The sequence below is a fragment of the Salegentibacter holothuriorum genome, assembly GCF_900168045.1.
Lineage (GTDB): Bacteria > Bacteroidota > Bacteroidia > Flavobacteriales > Flavobacteriaceae > Salegentibacter > Salegentibacter holothuriorum.
This window is the reverse complement of record NZ_FUYY01000004.1, coordinates 48,947-71,704: the sequence shown is the minus strand read 5'-3', so window position 1 is coordinate 71,704 and position 22,758 is coordinate 48,947. Positions and strand designations below refer to the sequence as shown.

Genomic DNA, 22,758 nt, shown 5'->3' with positions numbered 1-22,758 from the left:
ATTTTATTTACTTATCAAATCTTCCAGGGCTTTGGCAAGATTTACATAATTAAAGGTATAACCCTCCTGCTCTATCTTATCACTACTCACCAACTGGCTGGATAACACAAGATGAGACATTTCTCCTAAAACCAGTTTCAGGGCTATTTTTGGAACATTGGGCAACCAAACCGGTTTTCCCAATTTTGAAGCCACCTCGTTCACCAATTCTTTATTAGTCACAGGGTTTGGAGCTACCGCATTATAGATACCCGTTAATTGGTTTTCTAAGGCAAACATAAAAATGCCACTTATATCATCTATATGAATCCAGGATTGCCATTGTTTGCCATTACCAAGTGGTGAGCCTACATTAAAATTCACCGGCTCCTTGAGTTTTTGGAGCATACCTCCATTTTGCGCAAGCACAAGACCAACTCTAATCTTAGCAACCTCAAGCCCCAGATCTTTAAAATTATCTACTGCTTCTTCCCATTTAACCACCACTTCTCCAACAAAAGAATCATCTACGCCTTTATCTTCTTCGGTGTATAATTTTTCTAGCGAACTGGGGTAAATTCCAATAGCACTGGCAGAAACCAGGTTTTTTACCTGGTGCTCATTTTCCTGTAAACATTTGTAGAGTAATTTTGCCGTTTCGGTTCGGCTTTTTAGAATGGTCTTTTTCTGCTCTGGTGTCCAGCGCTCAGCAATACTGGCACCTACCAGGTTTATAATAGCATCAACACCTTGTATGGCATCACTATCAATTTCATTTTCATTTGGATTCCAGTAAAAGCCCTTATAGTCTTCTTTCGTTTCCAACTTTTCTTTGCTGGTAGAAAGATAATGGACTTCTATTCCTTTATCTCGGCATAGCTGGCTAATTCTTGTTCCAATTAAACCGGTAGCTCCTGTAATTAGTACACGCATTTTTCTTTACAAGATAATAACAACAATAAACCTTAGCTAAATATTACCACCTATTTAACAGCGATTCTGCTTAGTTTTTTAAAGCTCTTAACATTTCACGCTTACCTGGAGGACCGGGAAGCCGTTCAACTATAAAACCTGCAGTTTGCATTGCCCTTCTCACACTTCCTTTTGCTGAATAAGTAACTAAAAGGCTATTGTTTTTCATTGCGGCATACATTTTAGCGAAAATTTCTTCCGTCCAAAGTTCTGGCTGTACCCTGGCACCAAAAGCATCAAAATACACTAAATCGTATGTATTGAGATCTTTAATTTCTTCAAAACGTTTTTGTTGCTTTTCAAGCTGAAAATTTTCAGAAATAGTCGCTACCTCATTCCACGGGATTTGATGCATTTTTTGAAAAGAATCAAGCTGATTTTCTGCAGAAAGCTTTTCGGCATAATTCAATTCACTTATCTCATTCTTAGCAACAGGATAAGCTTCTACCCCCGTATAGTTTATATTCAGCTGAAGTTTTTTCGCTTCAAGAAAAGTGATAAACGCATTAAGACCGGTGCCAAAACCTATTTCCAGGATAGAAAGATTTTTTTCTTTATTTAGACCAAGCCAATATTCCAAACCCATTTTTATAAACACGTGTTGCGCTTCCTGTATCGCCCCATGTTTAGAGTGGTATTGTTCGTCCCAATCGCTTAAATGTATGGTTACCGAACCATCGCCGGTTTTTATGATTTTTCTTTCCACTTTATTGTTTTAAAAGTACCGCATTTGCAATAAAAGCCCTGGATATTTCAGGAGAAGTAATCGCTGCGATTTCGGCTTCAGATCTCCCCTCATCTTCAGCATAATGTTTTTGATCTTCAACAGACATTTCGTTTAAAAAAGCTTTCCCTTGTACAATTACATCTGTGTTTTCACTGTCTTTAGGAACAAAAAAACCATAATCTTTAAAGGTAATCCTTACCTCCTCTTCTTGCGGAAGCTCTAAAATCATCCAGCAACCTTTCTTTTTACAAACAGTCTTGATTTTTGAAGCAAATTTAAGGTCTATAGTATCGCCCGGTTTTAACGATTCAAATTGTTTAAGCGCCTCAGCCTTAGTTAAAGAATTCTCTGCAGAAATTTCAGCACCAAAAGAATTATATGAAACAGGAATAGATTCGTCTAAAACTTGAGCTTCTTCTTTAGATTTTTCTTCTTTACAAGCTACAAAAATTAGGGATAAGCTAAGTATGAATGCTATTTTTCTCATATTATTATTATTGGTTAAAACCTTGTAGGCAAACAAATTTACCAAAACTTTAGATTTTGATTCTGTTTTAATTTAGGTAAATTTGTTAACTAAACTAATGATAATGAAATACGATACTAACCAGCTTGAAATTAACAAAGTCCAAAAATCCAAAATTGAAGAAGTAAATTTTGATAACCTGGTTTTTGGCGAGATTTTCACAGATCATATGTTTGAATGTGATTATGTAAATGGAGAATGGCAAAACCCTAAAATAAGGCCTTACGGTCCAATACAAATGGATCCATCGGCGAAAGTATTTCATTATGGACAGGCCGTTTTTGAAGGAATGAAGGCCTATAAAGATGAAGAAGACCAAATTTGGCTTTTTAGACCAGACGAAAATTATAAAAGAATTAATAAATCCAGTGCCAGGTTAGCTATTCCTGAATTTCCGGAAGAATTTTTCTTTAGCGGATTAGAGGAGTTATTAAAACTTGAAAAAGACTGGATAAAAAAAGGTTTTGGAAACTCCTTATACATACGTCCTTTTGTAATTGCCACCGAAGAATGCGTTTCTGCAAACCCTTCTACCAAATATAAATTCATGATTATTTGTTCGCCTGCACAAGCTTATTATAGCGGTGAAGTAAGGGTTCAGTTTTCAGAAAAATACAGCCGCGCCGCAGATGGTGGTGTTGGAGCTGCAAAAGCTGCCGGAAACTATGCTGCACAATTTTATCCTACCAATCTTGCAAAAGAGGCAGGTTTTCAACAAATTATCTGGACCGATGCCAATACGCATGACTACCTGGAGGAAGCCGGAACAATGAATATCTTCTTTAGAATTGGCGATAAACTAATTACGGCGCCAACGAGCGATAGAATTTTAGATGGTGTTACCCGAAAAAGTGTAATAGACCTGGCCAAAGATCTAAATATTGAAGTAGAAATAAGAAGAGTAAAAGTTTCTGAAATTGTTGAAGCAGCAAGAAAAGGCGAATTAAAAGAAATCTTTGGCTCTGGTACCGCAACGGTTATTAATCCAATTTCTGGTTTTGGATATAAAGACGAGAAATTTGAACTTCCAACAATGGAAGATTCTTACGGGAAATCTTTTAAAGACCAACTAATGAAAATTCAATACAACCAGGCAGAAGACAAGCACGGTTGGAGACATTTAGTAAAATAATATTACCGATATTTTCAAAAAAAATAAACCTCACAGATTGAAATATTCTGTGAGGTTTTTTTATTGGCACCGCCAAAGGGTGTAATACCCCGACGCTTGCTTCGAAATTAAAAATTTGTTTCCAACGAATGCCTCGTGGGCTTGCCCCGAGGTAGTTTATGAAGTTTTATGCCAAAATAGTTTTGTTTTTCCCCAGGAAAAGGCATAAACTCGATTAAAAAACCAAAAATCAGTCTTTAAGCACTTTCGCTATATTCGGCTTTACATAGTCCGGTCCTTTAATCACTTTGCCCATTTCGTTATATATTGGGTTTCCATTTTCATCAAGCTTACTCATATTACTATGTTGAATTTCATCAAAAACGGCTTCAATTTTATGTTCCAGTCCATGTTCTATAATCGTTCCGCACAAAGCATATAACATATCGCCAAGGGCATCAGCCACTTCAGTGAGATCTCCGTTATTTGCTGCTTCAAGGTATTCCTCGTTCTCTTCTTTCATTAATTCATATCGCAACCTGTTCTTTTTAGTTCCCAGGGACGCCTGCGGATCTTCAGAAATTCCTAATTTAAAGCTTTTATGAAATTCCTTTACTGCGGAGAGTCTTTTCTTCATTTTAATATAATTTAAATCAATTACAGATTAAGCCTAAAACCTTAACTTTGCATAAAAGTAAATAAAATGTTTAGTACAGGCCAACTCGTTTTCGCAGGCTTATTTGTAGTCGTTTTTGTGATCATTATTATAATTAGCTATAAAAAAGATACTTTATTACATAAAAAACAATATAAAGGGAGTATATGGGTACTTCTGGCTTTTCTTGCCTTTATAGGTTTGCTATTTGTTCTTAAAACCTTTTTAAATCCCTAAATTCCCTATTCATTAAAATAGATACTCCCATTTCTAAACCAACCTATATGAAAATTTTAAAATACCTTTTCTTTTTACTACTGATAGTGATTATTGCAGGTTCAATTTATATTGCCACAAAAGATGGAAATTATCAAATTGAAGAGACCAAAGTAATTACCGCACCTGTAGAAATGGTTTTCCAGGAAGTAAACGAACTAAAAAATTGGGAAAACTGGGAGCCCTGGTCTACTGCAACCAATGATATGATTATTGAATATGGAGCCAAAACCAGCGGAGATAGTGCCAGTTATTCTTGGAAAAGTGAAAGCGCCGGTAATGGTGAAATAAAAACAATTTCGGCTAAACCTTTTTCTGAGATAGAACAGGAACTTATTTTTAAAACCCCATTTGGAGAATCTACAAGCCAGACTTATTGGGAATTTAATGAGATTAAAAATGGAACAGAAGTGACCTGGGGAATAAAAGGCCATCAAAGCTTTATGGAAAAACTGGCTTTCATCTTTCAGGAACAAAGTATTACTGAAATGATGCGTCCAAAATTTCAAGAAGGACTTAACAATATGGAAAGCGTTATTTTAAATAAAATGGATAAGTACACGATTAGTGTAGACGGAGTTATTCAGCACGGTGGGGGTTATTACATGTACACTACTACCGCCAGTAAAATTAGCCAGGTAGATGAAAAAATGGCATCTATGTTTACCGAAGTTTCTACCTATATGGATGAAAACGAAATTGAGAAAAACGGAAATCCTTTTGTTTTATACAATGAATGGAACGAGACATCTGGAACAGCAATTTTTTCGGCAGGTATATTTACCCCTAGTGAGGTAATAACTCCTGCCACAAGTGAAATTTTAACCGGACTTATGCCTAACCAAAAAGTTTTAAAAACCACACTAAAGGGAGATTATAAGAACCTCAAGGAAGCCTGGGATACTGCCTATAATTATATTGAAACAAATGATCTTGAAATTGCAGAGAACGCTAACAATTTTGAAGTTCACTTAACTTCGCCTGAGGATGTTGCAAATCCGGCAAAATGGATTACCCATCTTTATATTCCTATTAAATAAACACTTATGCTTAAACAACTATTATTGATTTTTTTAGGTGGCGGCCTGGGTAGTGCATTGCGATATCTAATCAGTAAAAGTTTAAATTCTGAAAGCTTTTTCATTCCCTACGGCACTTTTACCGTAAATATTATTGGCAGCTTATTGCTTGGTCTATTTATAGGCTTCGCTGCCAGATACGAATTCTTTAATTCTAATATTGTTTTATTCCTGGCCGTAGGTTTTTGCGGGGGGTTCACCACTTTTTCCACTTTCACTCTTGAAAATCAAGCACTTTTACGTTCGGGCGACTATCTAAATTTCTTTTTTTATGCCTTTGGAAGTATAATTATTGGAATTTTAGCTGTCTTTTTAGGTCTTTTTCTCTCCAAACTCACCTAACACATCTCCAAAAAACTACAAACTAAGCAAAACTTACGCTTTTTAAAAAACAACCCCTAAATTTATAGGGGTTGTTTTTGTTTAATTCATATTAATTACATCGAAACCCCTATTTTTTTAAGGGTGTTATGATAATTTTTTACTTTTACATCAGTAAAAACAAAGTTTTATGAAAAAAATAGAAGCGATTATTAGAAAATCCAGATTTGATGAAGTCAAAAAAGCACTTCATGAAACTGAAGTAAACTTCTTCACTTATTGGGATGTTACCGGGGTAGGTAACGAAAAACAAGGTCACGTTTATCGTGGAGTATCTTACAGCACTAGTGATATACAGCGACGTAAGATATCGCTGGTAGTATCAGATCACAATGTAGATAGTACGGTAGAAACCATTTTAAGAGCTGCCCATACAGGCTCTGTGGGTGATGGAAAAATTTTCGTAACACCGGTAGAAGAAGCCTACCGCATAAGAACTAAAGAAAAAGGAACCGACTCTCTTTCTTAAAATATAAACTCATTATAAAAAACCACTTTTATGGAATTACTTACTACTAACAATGTTTGGATGATGGTGTGTACTGCACTGGTCTTTTTTATGCACCTTGGTTTCTCACTTCTTGAAGTGGGGCTTACAAGACAAAAGAATGCCATCAATATCCTGTTTAAAAATGTATTTATTATTTGTGCCGGATTATTAACCTATGCTATTCTTGGATTTAATCTAATGTATCCGGGCTCATTTCTAGCCGGAATAATTCCCGACTATTTCTTTGGCCTTTTTGGGTTAAGTGCACCTGTGGCAGATGGTGCTTTAGACTTAGCTTATAACCAAGGATACACTTACTGGACAGATTTTCTCTTCCAGGGAATGTTTGCGGCAACCGCGGCCACCATAGTTTCCGGTGCAGTTGCAGAACGAATTAAACTGGGAAGCTTTATGCTTTTCTCTGTGATCTATATCACCATTGTTTATCCTATTATAGGTTCCTGGAAATGGGGCGGCGGCTTCTTAGATGGAATTGGTTTTTACGATTTCGCCGGTTCTAGCCTGGTTCATTCAGTAGGTGGATGGGGAGCTTTAATAGCCATCTATTTATTGGGAGCTCGTTTAGGTAAATTCGGAAAAGATGGGCAATCTCATGCCATTCCGGGACACAATATACCATTGGCAACGGCAGGTGTTTTTATCCTTTGGTTGGGTTGGTTTGGGTTTAATGGCGGCTCAGTTCTTTCTGCCGATCCTTCTTTAACCTCTATTACACTGGTAACAACCTGTCTTGCTGCCGCAGCCGGTGGTATTTCAGCTTTTTTAGTTTCAACGATTGCTTATAAGAACTACGATTTAACTATGTTCTTAAACGGAATTCTAGGTGGACTGGTTGGGATTACAGCAGGTGCAGATCTTATGTCTCCTTTTGATGCCGTACTTATTGGTTTAGTAGCCGGAGGAGTTATTGTATTTGGAGTTTCCCTTATTGATAAACTAAAACTGGACGATCCCGTTGGTGCAGTAGCTGTTCACCTTGCTTGCGGAATTTGGGGAACACTAGCTGTAGGAATCTTTGGAAGTATGGCAGGCTTTGATCAATTACTTACCCAGCTAGCGGGCGTGGGAATAATTGGTGCTTTCTGTTGTATTTCTGCATTCGTAATTCTCTCTATTATTAAAGCGACCATGGGCTTAAGAATGGAAGAAAAAGAAGAAACTGAAGGACTGGACATTCACGAACACGGTATGGATGCTTATGCCGAATTTGGAACAGCTCACGATAGGTAAATTAAAGCTTAAAAATAAAAAGGAGCGCTTGGCGGAGCGCTCCTATAAAGTAAACCTTCCATACAGCTTTGCTCAACACATTTCAACTTATTAAACAAGACTTTTATTATGAAAAAATTTACCGTTACAAATATCCGAAAAATATTCCTTTTAGGAATCTGTTTTGCTGCCGGAAATAACTTGCAGGCACAGGAAACTGAAGAAACTAAAGTTGAAAGCTTTATGTCTAATTTTAGTATTAGTGGTTCTATAGATACTTACTTCAGAACAAATATTAATGGCCTAAATAAGTACGAGTACAATGAAGCAGGTAATATTATTGCCAGCCCGCAAGCTCCCGCTTCTTCATTTGCCAACGATCCCGGTTTCGCCATTGGAATGGCTAATGTGATTTTAGGTTACGAAGGGGAGAAAGTAGGTTTTGTGGCCGACCTGGTTTTTGGCCCTCGTGGGGAAGATGCCGTCTTCGCTTCAGCAGCACCCAGTAATATTGTAAATCAATTATATGCTTACTGGAATGTTTCAGATGCGGTAACTTTAACAATGGGAAATTTCAATACTTTCCTGGGGTATGAAGTTATTTCACCGGCTGCAAATTTCAACTATTCCACTTCCTATATGTTTTCATATGGACCTTTTTCCCATACCGGAATTAAAGCAGATTTCACGATAGATGATCACTGGAGCGCAATGTTGGCCATAATGAACCCTACAGACTGGACTGAATTTAATCCCTACGGAAAATATTCTTTTGGTGGTCAATTAGGGTATTCAAATACTAAAGGAAGCGCATACCTAAACCTATTATATGGTGAGCAAATGCCAATTTCAGGCGAAGCAACGTTTCAGATAGATTTGACTACCGGTTGGGATTTTACTGAGGCTTTTTACCTTGGGCTGAATACAACTTACACTACTACAGATGGGGTAGGTTTTTACGGAGCAGCATTATATCCGCAGTTTCAAACGTCTGATAGTTTTGCTATTGGTTTAAGAGCTGAATATTTTAAAGAACTGGAAGATGGCGGCCCTGTTTACGGCGCTGATGCTGAAACAATAGATTTTACGCTTACCGGCAATTACACTGTTGGAAGCTTAACTATTAAACCCGAAATACGGCTTGATAAAGTTTCAAATACTTCATCACCGGTTTTTGTTGATTCTGATTTAGATGGAACCGATAAGCTTTCATCTTTTGTACTGGCCGCGGTTTATGCGTTCTAAACTAATTATTTAAAGTTCTTCACTCCTGCTGTAATAGCTATCTCTAAATTATTTTCAGCAGGAACTATAGGACAGGAATAATCACCATTATAAGCACAATATGGATTATATGCTTTATTAAAATTTATAAAAATGGAATCACCCTCCGGTATCCTTAAGTCCAAATATCGTCCGCCGGAGTAGGTGGTTTCTCCATTGGTAAGATCTGTAAAAGGTAGAAACAGGTAATTAAAATATTCAGGATCTGAAATTAACTCCTGATTTTGATAAACATCTAGTTTAAAGTCTTTTTCTTTAATACTAAAATACAATTCTCCATATTTTACGTACACAGGCTTTCTATTTGTAGTTGTTTGCATTCTAAAAGGAGCTTCAGCCGGAGTTCTTAAAAATTGAGCTTTCACTTTAAAAGCAGAATCAATCTCGAAGAAATCCAGGTTTTTAAATTCAGCTAAATCTTTTTTTGAAAGCGGAGTGCGTTCTGGATCATTAAATTTTTCATTCATATCCCGCTGAAATTCTACCACACTTTTTTCCTGAGCAATAGCTGAAACAGATATCATTAAGAAAAATAAGAAAAGCAATTTCGGCCTAACTATCAGCATTATAATACTTTGCTTCTCCAAGATATTCCCTGATTTTCTCATTATATGCTTTACTTAGTTTTAGATCTAAAATACCTTCAATATCATATAATGCCTGCATATCCTTAAATCCGGTTTTAAGTAAATCTTCCAGATACAAGAGCGCTGTCTCGTGATCTCCATCGTGACCGGCAATTTTAATGATATTAAGATATGCTTCAGGATCATTCTTATCGAAAATAGTGCGAAGAATACTCACAAATACTTTTGATCTGGCATTAGCCTGGGAATTCACATAACTATCATAATAACTCTTACTAAGACTATCCAGAAATCCAAGAAGTCTGTTTGCCATATTTTGTTTTGGTCCACTTGACTTTTCTACTCGCTCTTTTAACTCATCAACCTGGGACACCCACCAACCAATATTTTCAAAATTAGAGATCATCACATCGGCATCCATATAGTAAATGTAATCCTCCCTTCTTGTATTTTCTTCAGCTATAGCGTTTCGATAATCTCGCCTTTGCTGCTTAAAAGCCTTATTCCGCCTAATATTCTTTATTTCGTCACCCAAATCTATCTCCAGTCCAAAATCATCATACTTATCTTCAATTTGTTTTAGTTTTTCAAATGCCTGATAATAATTACGAGTGCGCCTTAAAACCTGGGCATGTTCCACTTCTGCATTATACAGTTTTCTAATTAAGTCAATATCTTTAGGTCTTTTTTCTTCTTTTATGGCAAGTAATGTAAATCCTGCTACAGCATTTTCAATCACATCTCCAACAGGCCATTCTACTTTTCCCTTACAAGTGTAAAAATTAATTTCGGTTGGAAAATCCTCTCCATTTAGATAAGCTTCTATTTCCACTAGAGTTTGTCTTGTATTCTTATTATCACAGGCAACTGCACTAAACATAAATTTACTGTTAGTATTTAAATAATCAGTATTCAACCAGGCATCTTCTATAGCTAAAACTCCAGATATATTATTGTAAATAAAGGGTAGTGCAGTTGCCAGTTGCCCACCTTCAGAGAGCCCAGCTAAATAAACCTGCTCCCTATCTATAGTAAACATACCATCTACCTGATTAATTAAAGAACCTATTTTAGTAATGTTGTTTTTTAAAGAATCTTCCTTTAAATTCATATTAGATGCCACAATAATATAAGATTGCCTTTCTGCTACAGTTCTAAAAAGTTGGGCAGCTGCTCTTCCCCTACCTTGAGGATCAAATACAAAAATTACCGGCCACTCTTTCTTTTCATCAAAATTTCGTGGCAGGTAAATAGCAAAACCTTCTTCAATAGTATCACTAATAGGTATTGAATCTACAATAGTACCCAAAGGAATTTTTATTTCCTGTGAACTTACCAGTTGAGGAATAAAACTTAGAAGTAAAACTAAAAAAGGTATCTTTTTCATCATAACATCACATAATTAATATAAATATAAGCATAGATATCAAAGATCATGCATAAAAAAAGCCCTCATCATAAGATGAAGGCCACATAAATATTATAGATGCTATATTTTATTTTTTAACGCGTTGTAATCTTAAATTGTCGTTTTTAAAGAAAAGACGGGCAACTAACGAAACTACAAGTAAATCTGCAAAGATTAAAAACAAAACCCTCACTACTTCAATACCGGCAAAATTTAAACCGGAAAATCCTATCGCACCGGTTAAGGCTGCTATAATTAGGAACAATGTACTATACTTTCTCATAATGCAATTTCTTTTTGGTAAAAATAGCGAGAGTATAGTCGTTGTGCTATTAATAAAATTACAATTTGCTATTATTTAACTAAACCGAATATAGCAATCAGGTTTTAGTTAAAATAGACGCAAAAAAGCATGTATTTTAACTGAAAAGCATAATAATAGAATTAAAAACGACCCATTAGAATAGCATTAAAATAAATGCCTGTCAAAAATTAAGATAATTTTGTGGTATTCTTATCTATTGGAGCGAATGCTACCACCTGAGACAGCACAATATGGGTTTTGGTTTCACCATAAGTGATTAGTTTATCTATAAATTCTTCCAAATGAGCCTGGTTTCTCAAAACAACTTCCATGATAATATTTTCATTCCCTGTGATACGATAACAGTTAATCACCTCTTTAAATTCTTTCACCTTTTCCAAAAAAGGTTTTAATCTTCCCATAAAGGCGCGAAGGGTAATTATAGCTTTTAACTGGTAGCCTGTTTGATGATAAGATATTTGAGTCTTATAACCCTTTATAATTCCCGCATCTTCCATTTTTTTTACTCTTTCTGCTACTGCAGGAGAGCTAAGCCCTATTTCCCGTCCAATTTTAGCAAAAGAATATCTGGCGTTTTCTTGTAAGCGGATTAAAATAGCCCAATTAAGTTCATCAGTTTGCATATTAAAGTTTTATATAAGTAATACCATTTAATCAAAGGTAAAATATATTTCTGAGCTTAAAACATTAAGTGGAGCTATTTAATTTCTCTTTAATTTTATGCTGAAATTAATAACTAATGTCACAGGTTTTTCCATACAATACCAACCAATCACCGGTTTACCATAAAGCTTTAGAGATCTTTAAACTTTCCAGGGCGATGGCAATACATTTTACGCAAGATAAGCATGTGTTGGAAATGAGTATTTCTGCCTGCCCAAAAGATAGATATGCAGGAGACCTGGTTAATGAATCTCTACTACTTGCTCCCGGTGTTGCCTCTGTAGCAACAGCAAAAAACTATAGCTCCAGATTAGAACGTGTTAGAAACATTAGAAAAGCAAGCAAAAGCTTAAAATTACTCTGTAAAAACCTTGAATTTTCTGGCGTAAGAGAAAGTGAGTTTTTAATTCTATTGAAGAAAGAAATTCATCTTTTTGATAAAATGATCGCTGATTGGACTCAACAACTTAGAAGAAGTTAATTAAGATCTGTTATTCATAAAAAGCTAGTTTCACACCTTCTATGAGCATGTTGGTTCCAATAATTGCTATTATTAGTCCCATTATTTTTTCGATCACAATAATCTTATTTTGACCAATAAAACGCACTAAATACTCACTGGAAATAAAAGCCAGGTGATTTAAAAACATTATTAAAGCAAACATTGCCACAATAATCCCCATATCCATATAGCTTGCAGTTGTGGTGTAGTTTACCGCTGTAACAATTGTTCCAGGACCAGCAAGAATTGGAATTGCCAAAGGAGAGATAGAAATTCCTTCGTTAAAATCTACTTCTGTCTGGTTATCAATACTGGATTGTTGCGCCCTTATCATTTCAAAACCAACAAAAAACACTAAAATCCCACCTGTAATTTTAAAGGCAGGAATAGTTAATCCAAAAAGCTGAAAGATATATTTACCTAGTAGTACAAATCCTGTTACGATCACAAAGGCTGTGAAAGTCGCTTTTTTAGAAATAAACCGCTTCCTTTTTCCATCGGCTTGTTTAGTTAAGCTAAGGAATATTGGGATATTTCCAATTGGATTATTGATCGCGAAAAATGCTGTGAACGCCCCTATAGCGTATAACCAGATATTTTCCATAGATTTATATTTTTTTCACTTACGTAGTTACAAGTTGCAATTTAACAATCTGCAAAATTAATCTGAAAAATTAGCCCCACCCAACAAAAAAGACAAAAGTTTTAAGCACCTTAAAACTTAGTGATTAACATATCGAATTTTTAGAAAATTGAAGAAATCACAGTGGGAATTATTTTGTTACAGGATTGAATTTCTAAAGTAAGAACTAGCTTAAAATCAAAAATCCCAATGAAGCTTTCGCCCATTGGGATGATTTATCAATAACTCTATAGTCAAAAACCTTGGGGCAAGCCCATGCGGTATGAATTGGAAAAAACTTTTTGAAATTTCGAGGCTAGCCTCGGGGAATTAAACCCTCTGGAGGGATTAAAGCTGTGATTCGCTAAGCTCATCGGGATAAGCGATTCGCACACATTCTCAAAGCTTTTTGCTTTGAGAATGTGGCTCTCTGCTTACATATTTCTTCTATACTGTCCACCAACCTCAAACATTGCCTGGGTTATTTGCCCCAGCGAACATACTTTGGTGGCTTCCATCAACTCTTTAAAAATATTTTCATTTTTAATAGACGCCTCTTTGATTTTCTCTAAAGCTTCTTCAGCCAAATCTTCTTTGGCTTTATGAAGCGTAGTCAAAGTTTTAAGCTGATGTTGCTTCTCTTCTTCTGTGGCTCTAATCACTTCGCCAGGAGTAACCGTTGGCGAACCGGTAGAACTTAAGAAGGTATTTACCCCTATAATTGGGTAATCGCCATTATGTTTTAAAGTTTCGTAATGCAAACTTTCCTCCTGAATTTTCCCACGTTGGTACATGGTTTCCATCGCACCAAGAACTCCGCCTCTTTCTGTAATTCGGTCAAATTCGGTTAAAACGGCTTCTTCTACCAGATCGGTTAATTCTTCAATAATGAAAGAGCCCTGAATTGGGTTTTCATTTTTAGCAAGTCCTAACTCCTTATTAATAATTAACTGAATCGCCATCGCTCTTCTCACCGATGCTTCGGTAGGAGTGGTGATCGCTTCATCATACGCATTGGTATGTAATGAATTACAGTTATCATAGATCGCGTAAAGTGCCTGAAGCGTTGTTCTAATATCATTAAAATCTATTTCCTGGGCGTGCAACGATCTTCCTGAAGTTTGAATATGATATTTCAACATTTGTGCCCTTGGGTTTGCTTCGTACTTATGTTTCAGTGCTTTAGACCAAATTTTACGTGCCACTCTTCCTATTACAGCATATTCGGGATCTATTCCGTTAGAAAAGAAGAAAGAAAGATTTGGCCCGAATTTATTGATATCCATTCCCCTGCTCAAGTAATATTCCACGTAAGTGAAACCATTGGCCAGGGTAAAAGCCAACTGTGTAATTGGATTTGCACCCGCTTCAGCAATATGATATCCTGAAATTGAAACCGAATAAAAGTTTCTTACTTTTTCTTTAATAAAATGTTCCTGAACATCGCCCATTAAACGCAAAGCGAATTCCGTAGAAAAGATACAGGTGTTTTGCGCCTGGTCTTCTTTTAAAATATCAGCCTGAACGGTTCCGCGAACCACGCTAATAGTTTTCTCTTTGATGTCTTCGTAAACCTCTGCCGGCAGAACCTGGTCCCCTGTAAGCCCTAAAAGCATTAAGCCAAGTCCGTTGTTTCCTTCGGGTAGTTCCCCGCGATAAACGGGACGGTCTAAATCGCGATCATCATAAAGCTCTTTATATTTTGCTTCAACCTTGTCTTCTAGTCCGTTTTCTTTAATATATTTCTCACATTGCTGATCTATGGCCGCATTCATAAAGAAACCAAGCAGCATAGGCGCAGGTCCATTTATCGTCATACTTACCGATGTCATAGCATCTGCAAGATCAAAGCCTGAATAAAGCTTTTTAGCATCATCTAAACAGCAAATAGAAACCCCGGAATTTCCAATTTTCCCATAAATATCGGGACGTTCATCTGGATCATTTCCGTAAAGCGTTACAGAATCAAAAGCGGTAGAAAGCCTTTTTGCAGGTAATCCCATACTCACATAATGAAACCTGCGGTTCGTACGCTCTGGCCCACCTTCACCGGCAAACATTCTTGTAGGATCTTCGCCCTGCCTTTTAAACGGATAAAGACCTGCGGTATATGGAAATTCTCCCGGAACATTTTCCTGAAGACACCATTTTAAAATATCGCCCCAGGCTTTATATTTTGGAAGTGAAACTTTTGGAATTTGAGTATGCGAAAGCGACTCGGTATGCGTATCTATTTTTATCTCTTTATCGCGAACTTTGAATGAATAAATAGGTTCTACATATTTATTCACCTTTTCCTGCCAGCCCTGGATCACTTCCCAGTTGTAAGGATCTAAATCCATTTTTACCCGGTCAAATTCTGCGAAAAGTAATTTTAGAAAATCCTTTTGGGAATCTTCGGCAAACTCATTTATTTCCTCCTGATTAATTCCGTGTTTTTCTAAATATTTAGATTGATTGTTTGTCATTTCCAAACCTGAAACCGACTCGATAGTTTTAAAAACTCCGTATAGTTTCTGCGCCACTTCAGCCTGGTTAGCGGCTTTCTCATCGTAGCTTCTATTATTTTCGGCAATTTCTGAAAGATAACGTGTTCGTTTTGGTGGAATTACAAAGATCTTCTCACTCATTTCTGCTGAAATCTCAAAGGTAGAATTCAAATCAGCTTTGGTTTTTTCAGCAATCTTATCCATAATTTGACGATATAGGGTATTCATCCCAGGATCGTTAAACTGAGAGGCGATGGTTCCAAAAACCGGAAGTTTTTCAGCGTCTTCATGCCATAATTGGTGATTTCGCTGATATTGTTTTTTTACATCACGCAAGGCATCCTGAGCTCCACGTTTATCAAATTTATTGATAGCCACTAAATCGGCGAAATCTAACATGTCGATTTTTTCTAACTGAGTAGCGGCTCCAAATTCTGGCGTCATTACGTATAGAGCTACGTCAGAATGATCCATAATCTCGGTATCACTTTGGCCAATTCCTGATGTTTCCAGGATAATCAAATCAAATTCAGCCGCTTTTAAAACCTCAACAGCTTCAGCCACGTGTTTAGAAAGCGCCAGGTTAGATTGGCGGGTAGCCAGGGAACGCATATAAACGTGTTTATTGTTTATGGCATTCATCCTAATCCTATCTCCCAATAAAGCGCCGCCGGTTTTTCTTTTAGAAGGATCTACTGAAATAATTCCGATGTTTTTTTCTGGGAAATCACCTAAAAATCGGCGTACCAACTCATCTACCAAACTAGATTTTCCAGAACCACCTGTTCCTGTAATTCCAAGAACCGGAATTTCACTCTTATCGGTTGCCTTTTTTAACGGATGGAAATGCTGTAGAAAAGTATCGTGCTTATTTTCAGCCAGGGAAATCAGTCTGGCAATAGTATTTACATTCTTATTCTTTAAATCTTCAGCAACAGATTTTTCTTCAACCAAGTCGCGAGTTTCAGTATCTACCCGCTTCACCATATCATTGATCATTCCCTGGAGTCCCATTTCTCGCCCATCATCTGGTGCGTAAATCCGGGTTATTCCGTAGTCCATCAATTCTTTTATCTCTTCAGGAAGAATTACTCCACCCCCACCACCAAAAATAGCGATATGACCGGCGTTTTTATCCTGAAGTAAATCGTGCATATACTTAAAATACTCTGTGTGCCCACCCTGGTAGGAAGTCATCGCAATAGCTTGTGCATCTTCCTGTATAGCGCAGTTCACAACCTCGTCTACACTACGGTCGTGACCAAGATGAATTACCTCTACTCCTGTAGATTGAATAATACGACGCATTATATTTATAGCGGCATCGTGCCCATCAAAGAGCGAAGCTGCGGTTACGATTCTTATTTTATTTTTAGGGGTATATGGCTTTTGTTGTTCCATTGCTAATTATCTCTGAATTTTGGACCTGCAATTTACGAAAATTGTAATTCTTAAGCTCCTACTATGATATTAATATAATTCTCATTTCTGCTATTTTGAACCAACATGAAATGTTTAATTTTAGGACCTTAAAGCCGTGTTATGCCAAAAATTACGCTCCTAATTCATTGTCCCGATACTTCTGGAATTATTGCCAATGTTACTTCCTTCTTTTACAAAAGGCACGGCAATATTAATTATATAGATCAATATGTAGATTTAGAGAATACTGTTTTCTTTATGCGTTTAGAATGTGAGTTTACTGCTCAAACCAGTATTAGCAACACTAAAGAGGAATTTAAGGAAACTGTAGCTGAAAAATACAATATGTCCTGGGAAATGTACTCAGCCGATGCAAAACCCAGAATGGCAGTTTTTGTTTCTAAATATGATCATTGCCTATATGATATTTTAGGCAGGTATAAATCGGGCGAACTCAAGGTGTCTATTCCCTTAATTATTAGCAACCACAAAGACCTTGAACAGGTAGCGCAAAATTTTGGAATTCCGTTTTATCATATTCCTGTAACAGCTAATACAAAAGAAGAAGCTGCTGAAAAACAGCTAGAATTGCTTCAAAAGGAAAAAGTAGATTTTATTGTGCTGGCCAGGTATATGCAAATTATCCCAAAATCTTTAATAGCAGCCTTTCCGAATAGAATCATTAATATTCATCACTCTTTCTTACCTGCCTTTGCCGGGGCTAAGCCATACCACCTGGCCTACAAAAGAGGTGTGAAAATAATTGGAGCTACCAGTCATTATGTAACTGAAGAGCTCGACGCAGGCCCAATAATTGAACAGGATATTACCCGCATTTCACATAGCCATTCAATTAAAGACCTTATTTTAAAAGGAAGGGACTTAGAAAAAATTGTTTTAGCCAATGGAATAAAATACCATATTGAGAGAAAAACACTGGTTTTTAACAACAAGACTATAGTTTTTACCTAGTAGCTTTTTTCCAGGCCAATTCATCTTCGTACAAAAATGATACATTTGTAAAAAAAGCAACGCAATGAAAAAATTATGCCTTATCCTTAGTATTTTATTATTTTCATCTTGTGCTGAACTTCAGGAAATTGCCAGTCAATACCCACAAGTAGGCGTAAGTAATACTGAAATAGCTTCAGGTTTACGAGAGGCTTTAGATATGGGCATTGAAAAGCAAGTCACCAAACTCACCAAAGAAAACGGATTCTATAGTAATGAATTGGTAAGAATAACGCTTCCCACAGAATTGCAAAAAGTAGATGAAACACTTCGAGATGTGGGTTTAGGCGCTTTAGCCGATGAAGGTCTAAAAGTACTAAACAGGGCTGCAGAAGAAGCAGTTAAAGAAGCAACTCCTATTTTCGTGAATGCCGTAAAAGAGATTACGTTTAATGATGCCAGGGATATTTTATTGGGCCAAAATGATGCGGCCACTTTATATCTTACCAGTAAAACCGAAGAACCACTTTATAGTAATTTCAATCCGGTAGTAACTAATTCACTGGAGAAAGTGGGCGCTACCAGGGTTTGGGGTGATATTATTAACCGATATAATAGTTTACCTCTAACCAACAATGTTAATCCAGATCTTGCAGATTATGTTACCAAAGAGGCTCTTGAAGGAGTGTATACTATGATTGCTATTGAGGAAAAAGAAATTAGGGAAAAAGTTTCTGCAAGAACTACTGGATTACTAAAGCGAGTATTTGCGCTACAAGACAGGCAATATTAGTTTAAAGCTATATGCTAAAATTTAGACAAATCTTCTAAAAAACCGTTTATCTAATTTTTTAACATTTTAAAGAATAAAGAAAAATATTTTAGATTAAGATTAACGCATACTTGGCAATCCTTTGCGGTGCTGACTCCTATCTTTGCATCAAAGACGAAAACAAAATTATGTTCAAAATCTTTGAAACAAAATCTACAGAAGAATGCCTTTGTGATAAGTACACACATCTTATGCACAAATCTTATAAGTTGGCACTTACCGATAAAGCGGAAAGCGACCGATTGAATGAGAGAGCAAAAAAAATTCTAGAGGAACTTAGAAGAATGCAGTACGATAAAATAGACCATTAAAAATTGATTGTTCTAAAATAGTCCATTGCTTTTACCAATCGGGAACCATACCAACTAAAATATTCGCCATCTACCAATTCAATTTCTATATTTAGGTCTGAAAAGTATTCTTTATGCTTTTCCTCAAAGGGAAATGGCTCAGATGAAAGTAGTAATAAATCAGGATTTTTAACTTTTAATTCTTCAAAAGAGGTTTCCGGATATCTAGAGGTATTAAACACATTTTCAAATTTATTCAGCTTTAAAAGTTCATCTATAAACGTGTCTTTCCCGGCAACCATTAAAGGTTTCTTCCAAATAAAATAAGCTACTTTTCTAATAGATTTATCTTTGAGTTGTTCCTGTAGCACCTCAATTTTTTTTATTACAGAATTAACCATAGTTTCCACCAAAGCTTCTTTGCGAAAAATCTCGCCATACTGCTTCATCAACTCAAAGGAATCTTCAATTTTTACAATATCTGAAACGTGCACGGGAGCAATTTTTTCCAGCGCTGTCACCATTTCTTTGGTATTCTCCTCTTTATTACAGAGAATAATATCTGGCTCTAAAGCTTTGATTTTTTCAATCTTAACCTGCTTTGTTCCCCCTACAATGGTTTTGGTTTTCCGAAGGTATTTGGGATGCACACAAAATTTAGTGATTCCAACCAACTGTTCTTCCAAACCCATATCTATAAGAAGTTCGGTTTGACTGGGTACTAAAGAGATAATTCGCCTGGGAACGTTTGGAAGGGAAATCTTTCTTTGTAATTGATCTTTAACTTCCATCTTAAAACACTAAAGCTTATTTAACTCTTCGGCCATTTGTTTCTGAAGCACTTCAGCTTTAGCTCCGGCTATTTCAGCAAAATTCGAAGATTCTGAAGCATAAATAATTTTTCGGGAGGAATTTACCAGGAGACCTACATTTTTCGTCATTCCGTATTTACAAACATCTTCCAGTTTTCCACCCTGTGCTCCAACCCCAGGTACCAAAAGAAAATTTTCTGGAATAATCTCTCTTATTTCTTTTAAGAACTCTGCTTTGGTAGCTCCTACTACATACATTAAATTCTCTGAATTTTTCCAGGTTTTAGAAGTTTTTAGCACTGTTTTATAAAGCTCCTCTCCATTAACTTCCTGTGTTTGAAAATCGAAAGCGCCTTCATTAGAGGTTAAAGCCAATAAAATTGCCTGCCTATTTTCAAACTCTAAAAACGGCTCTACCGAATCTTTTCCCATATATGGCGCCACGGTTACCGAATCAAACCCAAGGTCTTGAAGAAAAGTCTTGGCATACATCCTGGATGTATTCCCAATATCGCCCCGCTTAGCGTCAGCAATAGTATAAATTTCGGGATATTCGTGATGAAGATAGTTTATTGTCTTTTCTAAAGCCTGCCAGCCTTCAACCCCATTGGCTTCATAAAAAGCGATATTAGGCTTATAGGCCACACAAAATTTATGAGTAGCATCTATTATGGCTTTATTGAATTCAAAAATAGGATCGTCTTCAGAAAGCAAATAGGTGGGAATCCTGTCTATGTCTACATCCAGTCCCACGCATAAAAACGATTTCTTTTTAAAGATCTGTTTAGTTAATTCTTGTGGAGACATAGTTTATGGTTTGTGGTTAGCATGATTTGAAATATAAAAAGAAAATTCCGCTTTCGCGGAAAGTATTTCTTGAAATAAAACTAGAGGCTATTGAAAATTTATTAAAATCGTCATTCTGAATTCATTTCAGAATCTAATTAGTTAATATCTCAAACAAGTTAGAAGCTGAAACAAGTTCAGCTTGACGATAATAGGCACCTCCGAAATTGTTAGAATATATCTGAATTTTCTTTCAGCTTCTCGGTATTTTCTACCAATCGTAATTCATCAATTATCTTTTGAATATCCCCGTTAATGATATTTGAAAGATCATAAAGGGTAAGGTTTATACGGTGATCTGTAACCCTTCCCTGGGAATAATTATAGGTTCTAATTTTCGCACTACGGTCTCCACTGGAAACCATAGAGTTTCTTTTAGCTGCATCTGCTTCCTGCTTTTTGGCAAGTTCCATTTCATATAAACGGGAACGTAACACTCTAAAAGCTTTCTCTTTGTTTTTATGCTGCGATTTTTGATCCTGACACTGAGCCACCAAACCGGTTGGTTCGTGAGTTAAACGCACCGCAGAATACGTAGTGTTCACCGATTGCCCGCCGGGACCAGAAGAACAGAAATAATCTATTCTTACTTCTTTTGGATCTATCTCTACATCAAATTCTTCAGCTTCAGGAAGTACCATTACAGTAGCGGCAGAGGTATGCACACGTCCCTGAGTTTCGGTTTGTGGAACACGTTGCACACGGTGTACACCGGCTTCAAACTTCATTGTTCCATATACATCTTCTCCGGAAACTTCAAAAATCATCTCTTTAAATCCGCCACTTGTACCTTCGCTATAATCTACAATATTATGTCTCCAGCCTTTGCTTTCAACATACTTAGTATACATTCTATAAAGATCTCCGGCAAAAATACTGGCTTCATCACCACCGGTACCTGCTCTAATTTCCATCACCACGTTCTTGGCGTCGTCTGGATCTTTAGGCACCAACATCATCCTAATCTTTTCTTCCAGCTTCGGAACTTCCTTTTCGGCTTCTTCCAATTGCATTTTGGCCATTTCGGTCATTTCAGCATCGCTACCGTCAGAAATAATTTCCTTTGCCTCTTCAATATTATTGGTGAGCTCTAAATATCTTTCGCGCTCATCCATTAAGGCCCTAAGGTCTTTATATTCTTTATTTAGTTCTATATATCGCTTTTGATCTGATATCACATCTGGCTGAATAATTAAATCATTCACCTCATCAAAACGCTGCTTTACTATATTAAGCTTCTCGATCATATAATCACTCTGATTTTTAGGAACACAAATTTACGATAAATTGATCGATTTATAAGATTGAAAAAAGAATTGTAAATTGAAATCTCCAAGAGAATTAAAATGCTAAGCAAAACCAGGGCGATCTTATATTTCTACCGACAATTTATTTTGGGGTCTATTTTATTGAATTTCTTCTTCCTGTTTTTCGGAAACCCGATAATATTTATCGTGATATTTAAACTTGCAATTGGCGTACTGATATTCTATTTGTATAAAACTTCCTATAAACACCAGCTTTACTTTTACCAAAACCTTTCCTTGAGTAGCATAAGACTGTTTTTATTCAGTTTCCTTATAGATTTTATTTTCATCACTATTTCAGCCGTAATTTATTCTCTGATATTATGATTTTTGAAATTGATAACGTTGAGCTTTATTTTGCCGAAAAGCAAATTCTAAATGGGATTTACTTAAAAGCAGAAACAGGAAAGGTTACCGGCATACTCGGCGCTAATGGTTCTGGAAAAAGCAGCTTACTCAATATTTTCTTCGGAAGTTTACAACCCAGACACAAACTGATTAGGATTAACAAAAAACCTTATCTAAAGCCACTTTTTAAATACGGAGTGGTAACATATCTACCGCAACAAAATTTTATTCCGCCAAAAATGAAGCTTGAAACTTGCTTTCAACTTTTTAAGGTAGATCTTAAGAGGTTTCTAAAAAAATTCCCTGATTTTAAAACTTACACAAAAGTGAGAATGCGAGATCTTTCAGGTGGGCAGCGGCGTGTTATTGAAATTTATATATGCCTAAATAGCAGAGCTAAACTTGCTCTTTTAGACGAGCCTTTTTCACATCTTTCACCGCTTTATGTTGAAAAAATTAAAAACTTAATTCAGGAATTAAAGAAAGAAAAAGCTATAATTCTTAGTGACCACATGTATCGGCATATTTTGGATTCCAGTGATGCCCTTTACCTACTAAAGAATGGCAGCACAAAATTGATTAGCAAAACTAACGAACTAGAAGACTACAATTATCTTAAAGTAGGAACACTTTGAATTATTTTT

The 22,758-nt window shown here is 36.2% G+C and carries 24 protein-coding genes; 11 read left to right on the top strand and 13 right to left on the bottom strand.

The genetic code is table 11. The features are described 5' to 3' along the window. Positions 1–3: 3 nt before the first annotated feature. The 3 genes from B5X51_RS10800 to B5X51_RS10790 form a co-directional block, all read right to left on the bottom strand. Positions 4–912, bottom strand: a complete 909-nt coding sequence (locus tag B5X51_RS10800; RefSeq protein ID WP_079721197.1) for a TIGR01777 family oxidoreductase — start codon at positions 910–912, stop codon at positions 4–6. A 70-nt stretch (positions 913–982) separates the two neighbouring features. Further along, positions 983–1,657 (bottom strand): tRNA (5-methylaminomethyl-2-thiouridine)(34)-methyltransferase MnmC2, encoded by a 675-nt coding sequence (gene mnmD / locus B5X51_RS10795; RefSeq protein ID WP_079721196.1) that lies wholly within the window; start codon positions 1,655–1,657, stop codon positions 983–985. Position 1,658: 1 nt separating this feature from the next. Further along, positions 1,659–2,165 carry a DUF4920 domain-containing protein gene (locus B5X51_RS10790; protein WP_079721398.1) on the bottom strand — a complete coding sequence of 169 codons (507 nt, stop codon included), beginning with the start codon at positions 2,163–2,165 and terminating at the stop codon, positions 1,659–1,661. A gap of 103 nt (positions 2,166–2,268) precedes the next feature. Between B5X51_RS10790 and B5X51_RS10785 the strand changes: the two genes are divergently transcribed. Further along, the gene (locus B5X51_RS10785) at positions 2,269–3,336 is read left to right on the top strand and encodes a branched-chain amino acid aminotransferase (protein WP_079721195.1); all 1,068 of its coding nucleotides are present in this window, start codon (positions 2,269–2,271) and stop codon (positions 3,334–3,336) included. Between the two features lie 229 nt (positions 3,337–3,565). Here B5X51_RS10785 and B5X51_RS10780 read toward each other — a convergent pair whose 3' ends face one another. Next, complete coding sequence (locus tag B5X51_RS10780) at positions 3,566–3,952, bottom strand: pyrophosphohydrolase domain-containing protein (protein WP_079721194.1); 387 nt, start codon at positions 3,950–3,952, stop codon at positions 3,566–3,568. A gap of 302 nt (positions 3,953–4,254) precedes the next feature. Between B5X51_RS10780 and B5X51_RS10770 the strand changes: the two genes are divergently transcribed. The 5 genes from B5X51_RS10770 to B5X51_RS10750 all read left to right on the top strand — a co-directional run bounded on the left by B5X51_RS10770 (position 4,255) and on the right by B5X51_RS10750 (position 8,671). Then, positions 4,255–5,286 (top strand): SRPBCC family protein, encoded by a 1,032-nt coding sequence (locus tag B5X51_RS10770; protein ID WP_079721192.1) that lies wholly within the window; start codon positions 4,255–4,257, stop codon positions 5,284–5,286. A 6-nt stretch (positions 5,287–5,292) separates the two neighbouring features. Then, positions 5,293–5,667: a fluoride efflux transporter CrcB gene (crcB, locus tag B5X51_RS10765; RefSeq protein WP_079721191.1), complete on the top strand. Its 375-nt coding sequence runs from the start codon at positions 5,293–5,295 to the stop codon at positions 5,665–5,667. 169 nt (positions 5,668–5,836) lie between these two features. Continuing rightward, positions 5,837–6,175, top strand: coding sequence for a P-II family nitrogen regulator (locus B5X51_RS10760; protein WP_079721190.1), 339 nt, complete (start codon positions 5,837–5,839; stop codon positions 6,173–6,175). Between the two features lie 30 nt (positions 6,176–6,205). Continuing rightward, positions 6,206–7,447 carry an ammonium transporter gene (locus B5X51_RS10755; RefSeq protein WP_079721189.1) on the top strand — a complete coding sequence of 414 codons (1,242 nt, stop codon included), beginning with the start codon at positions 6,206–6,208 and terminating at the stop codon, positions 7,445–7,447. Between the two features lie 108 nt (positions 7,448–7,555). After that, positions 7,556–8,671, top strand: coding sequence for a porin (locus B5X51_RS10750; protein WP_079721188.1), 1,116 nt, complete (start codon positions 7,556–7,558; stop codon positions 8,669–8,671). A gap of 5 nt (positions 8,672–8,676) precedes the next feature. Here the strand turns inward: B5X51_RS10750 and B5X51_RS10745 are convergent, their stop codons facing one another. From B5X51_RS10745 to B5X51_RS10730, 4 genes are all read right to left on the bottom strand, one after another. Then, positions 8,677–9,234: a DUF1684 domain-containing protein gene (locus B5X51_RS10745; RefSeq protein WP_245828742.1), complete on the bottom strand. Its 558-nt coding sequence runs from the start codon at positions 9,232–9,234 to the stop codon at positions 8,677–8,679. A 28-nt stretch (positions 9,235–9,262) separates the two neighbouring features. Beyond that, positions 9,263–10,687 (bottom strand): hypothetical protein, encoded by a 1,425-nt coding sequence (locus B5X51_RS10740; RefSeq protein ID WP_139374878.1) that lies wholly within the window; start codon positions 10,685–10,687, stop codon positions 9,263–9,265. A 106-nt stretch (positions 10,688–10,793) separates the two neighbouring features. Next, complete coding sequence (locus B5X51_RS10735) at positions 10,794–10,988, bottom strand: DUF1328 domain-containing protein (RefSeq protein ID WP_079721186.1); 195 nt, start codon at positions 10,986–10,988, stop codon at positions 10,794–10,796. Positions 10,989–11,197: 209 nt separating this feature from the next. Then, positions 11,198–11,653: an Lrp/AsnC family transcriptional regulator gene (locus B5X51_RS10730; protein ID WP_079721185.1), complete on the bottom strand. Its 456-nt coding sequence runs from the start codon at positions 11,651–11,653 to the stop codon at positions 11,198–11,200. A 116-nt stretch (positions 11,654–11,769) separates the two neighbouring features. Here B5X51_RS10730 and B5X51_RS10725 point away from each other — a divergent pair, with 116 nt between their 5' ends. Next, positions 11,770–12,174 carry a hypothetical protein gene (locus tag B5X51_RS10725; protein ID WP_079721184.1) on the top strand — a complete coding sequence of 135 codons (405 nt, stop codon included), beginning with the start codon at positions 11,770–11,772 and terminating at the stop codon, positions 12,172–12,174. A gap of 10 nt (positions 12,175–12,184) precedes the next feature. Here the strand turns inward: B5X51_RS10725 and B5X51_RS10720 are convergent, their stop codons facing one another. Both B5X51_RS10720 and B5X51_RS10715 read right to left on the bottom strand, forming a co-directional pair. Beyond that, entirely contained in the window at positions 12,185–12,799 is a 615-nt protein-coding gene (locus B5X51_RS10720; protein WP_079721183.1) for a MarC family protein, read from the bottom strand. Positions 12,800–13,251: 452 nt separating this feature from the next. Further along, positions 13,252–16,707 carry a methylmalonyl-CoA mutase family protein gene (locus B5X51_RS10715; protein ID WP_079721182.1) on the bottom strand — a complete coding sequence of 1,152 codons (3,456 nt, stop codon included), beginning with the start codon at positions 16,705–16,707 and terminating at the stop codon, positions 13,252–13,254. Between the two features lie 141 nt (positions 16,708–16,848). Between B5X51_RS10715 and purU the strand changes: the two genes are divergently transcribed. The 3 genes from purU to B5X51_RS10700 all read left to right on the top strand — a co-directional run bounded on the left by purU (position 16,849) and on the right by B5X51_RS10700 (position 18,822). Then, on the top strand, positions 16,849–17,700 hold the full coding sequence (gene purU / locus B5X51_RS10710; protein ID WP_079721181.1) for a formyltetrahydrofolate deformylase: 852 nt from the start codon (positions 16,849–16,851) through the stop codon (positions 17,698–17,700). Positions 17,701–17,764: 64 nt separating this feature from the next. Further along, complete coding sequence (locus B5X51_RS10705) at positions 17,765–18,472, top strand: DUF4197 domain-containing protein (RefSeq protein ID WP_079721180.1); 708 nt, start codon at positions 17,765–17,767, stop codon at positions 18,470–18,472. A gap of 167 nt (positions 18,473–18,639) precedes the next feature. Further along, a complete protein-coding gene (locus B5X51_RS10700; RefSeq protein ID WP_079721179.1) occupies positions 18,640–18,822 on the top strand; it encodes a Lacal_2735 family protein in 183 nt (60 codons plus the stop codon). On the opposite strand, the gene B5X51_RS10695 is transcribed toward B5X51_RS10700, so the two are convergent. The 3 genes from B5X51_RS10695 to prfA all read right to left on the bottom strand — a co-directional run bounded on the left by B5X51_RS10695 (position 18,819) and on the right by prfA (position 21,706). Next, a complete protein-coding gene (locus B5X51_RS10695) occupies positions 18,819–19,592 on the bottom strand; it encodes an ABC transporter substrate-binding protein (protein WP_079721178.1) in 774 nt (257 codons plus the stop codon). The genes B5X51_RS10700 and B5X51_RS10695 overlap by 4 nt on opposite strands. A 9-nt stretch (positions 19,593–19,601) precedes the next feature. Beyond that, positions 19,602–20,420 carry an orotidine-5'-phosphate decarboxylase gene (gene pyrF / locus B5X51_RS10690; protein WP_079721177.1) on the bottom strand — a complete coding sequence of 273 codons (819 nt, stop codon included), beginning with the start codon at positions 20,418–20,420 and terminating at the stop codon, positions 19,602–19,604. Positions 20,421–20,629: 209 nt separating this feature from the next. Next, the gene (prfA, locus tag B5X51_RS10685) at positions 20,630–21,706 is read right to left on the bottom strand and encodes a peptide chain release factor 1 (RefSeq protein WP_079721176.1); all 1,077 of its coding nucleotides are present in this window, start codon (positions 21,704–21,706) and stop codon (positions 20,630–20,632) included. 383 nt (positions 21,707–22,089) lie between these two features. Here prfA and B5X51_RS10680 point away from each other — a divergent pair, with 383 nt between their 5' ends. Beyond that, a complete protein-coding gene (locus B5X51_RS10680; protein ID WP_079721175.1) occupies positions 22,090–22,749 on the top strand; it encodes an ATP-binding cassette domain-containing protein in 660 nt (219 codons plus the stop codon). The last annotated feature ends 9 nt before the right edge of the window (positions 22,750–22,758 follow it).